Genomic DNA, 2,245 nt, shown 5'->3' with positions numbered 1-2,245 from the left:
AGATTGGTGAGCTTAATCAAAATATAACTGCTAAAGATGCAGAAATTACTAATCTCAACAATAATCTAACTGAGAAAGATAACATTATTGCAGGTAAAGATGCAGAAATCTCTACTCTTAATGATAATGTGAAAACTATGAATAACACTATTGAATCTCAGGCTAAAGAGATTAATAATCTTAATGCAACTGTTGTTGCTCAAAATAATGCTATTGAAAAATCTTTAAATCCTGTTGCAACCAGTATTTTAGTTGGAAATATCAGTACTACTGCTACTACTGCTAAGTATTTCATTATTTCATTGGTTGATGCGAATAATGTGTCATTAGTTAATAAAACTATTCAGTTCACTGTTAATGGTAAAACAGATAGTGTGGTTACTAATGGTTCTGGTGTTGCTAAAGTTAAAGCACTTTATAGTACTGTGGGTACAAGGTATTATACTTTCAGTTTCCTTGGTGAGAATGGTTACAGTGCAAGTATTGCTAGTGCTAAAGTTGTTGTAAGTAAAAAAGCAACTAAATTAACTGCTCCTAAAAAGACTTTCAAAGCTACAACAAAAACTAAAAAAGTACAAGTAAAACTAACAACTGGTAAAACTGTACTTAAAAATAAAAAAGTCACTTTAAAAGTCAAAGGTAAAACTTACACTGCAAAAACCAATAAAAAAGGAATAGCAACATTTAAAATTACCAAATTAATCAAAAAAGGTACTTTTAAATATAATGTAAAATTCGCCGGAGACAAAGCATACAAAGCAGTAAACAAAAACGGAAAAATAACAATTAAATAAAAGTGAGAATTAAAAAATTCTCACATTTTCATTTTTTTTAGAATTAAAATATTTATCATACTTATTAAATCACAAAATCACTTCATAAATAAAAAAATTAAAGGAGCGTATTCAGGTCATGAATTTAAAAGAAATAATTTGGTTGGTTTTATTAGTGTCATTAATCTTTTTCATTGGATCTGTTTCAGCAGCAGATTTAAATGATACAACTGCTGAGATTGTAACACAGTCTAGTGAAATAGACTTAATTGACATTAATGAAGAAGATAATTTAGAAATTTCACAGGACACACAAATATCCTCACAAGAGGAGAATTCACGTGTAATCTATGTAGGTCAAAATAAAACAACAGATGGGGGAAATGGAACATTGAATAATCCATTTAACTCATTTGAACGAGCATGCAACAATTTAAGTGGTGAAAAAAAAGTTGAAATAAATGTTTATAATGGAACATATTATCTTGATTCAGATTTAAAATTTAATACAAGTAATTTATTCATTAATGGATTGGGTGAAGTTATTATTAAAAATTTAAGAAATGAACCTGGAGCCTATGCATCTTTTGGTTTAACATCTTCCTATGGAAATTTCACATTTTCCAATCTTATCTTTGATGGATCAAATTGTATTTATTTACATGCAAATGCAGATAGACATTTTTTAGTATTCAATGGTGCATCTGATTTAAGAATATTTAATAATTGTTCATTTATCAATTTTAACGAAGCATTAATGTTTTCAAGCCCATTTAAGGGGAAATTTAACTATTGCAATTTTTTAGGATCTTATAATTATATAAGTACATTTAGGAGTAACTCTAATTTTGATATAGAATTTAATTATTGTGTTCTTTCATCTAGATTAAATATTGGGGGAGGATATTATCGTATTGGTTGTAATTTGACATTTAATAATGTATGGTTGGGTCAAAATTATTATTCAAATTATATAGCTTATCGTGAGGTCAAAAGTGATGGAACATATGGCAGTAATCTATTGTGGCCAGTAAATAAACAAGCAGTATTTTCATCATGGGAAAATTACCTAGGTAATGACACTTTTGAAATATTAGGTAAATTAACATGGGATGACGGCACTACGGATGGAATTGAAGAACTTTATCCATTAACTGTTTATTTTTCATCTAAAACTGGAAAATTGCCTCAAAACATTACCCTGGTAGATGGCACATTCAAGGTAATTTATAAAAGTGAGTCTAAAGACAATCATATTGAAGTTACACTTGACTCTGAAGATATCTTTTTAGATTTTAAAAATGATGTTCAAGTCAGTGCAAAATCTATCATTTATGGTGAAAATCAAAATATTACAATTAATTTACCTCAATCAAGCCAAGGCATAGCGTATATTTCTCTAAATAATAATACTTATGAATATGAAATAAATGGTTCTACAACTTTACATTTCCTTGCGCAAGACTGTATTA

The 2,245-nt window shown here is 28.2% G+C and carries 1 protein-coding gene and 1 pseudogene; both read left to right on the top strand.

The features are described 5' to 3' along the window. Positions 1-794: pseudogene (locus Q4Q55_RS10405) on the top strand (hypothetical protein); the annotation flags it as partial. A gap of 118 nt (positions 795-912) precedes the next feature. Then, positions 913-2,245, top strand: a 1,333-nt coding sequence (locus tag Q4Q55_RS10400; protein ID WP_303372726.1) for a hypothetical protein, incomplete at its 3' end; no start/stop codon positions are given.

It is taken from the genome of Methanobrevibacter sp., from assembly GCF_030539555.1.
In the GTDB taxonomy this organism is placed as follows: Archaea; Methanobacteriota; Methanobacteria; order Methanobacteriales; family Methanobacteriaceae; genus Methanocatella.
The sequence above is the reverse complement of the archived record's forward strand: the minus strand, read 5'-3'. Positions and strand labels throughout refer to the sequence as shown.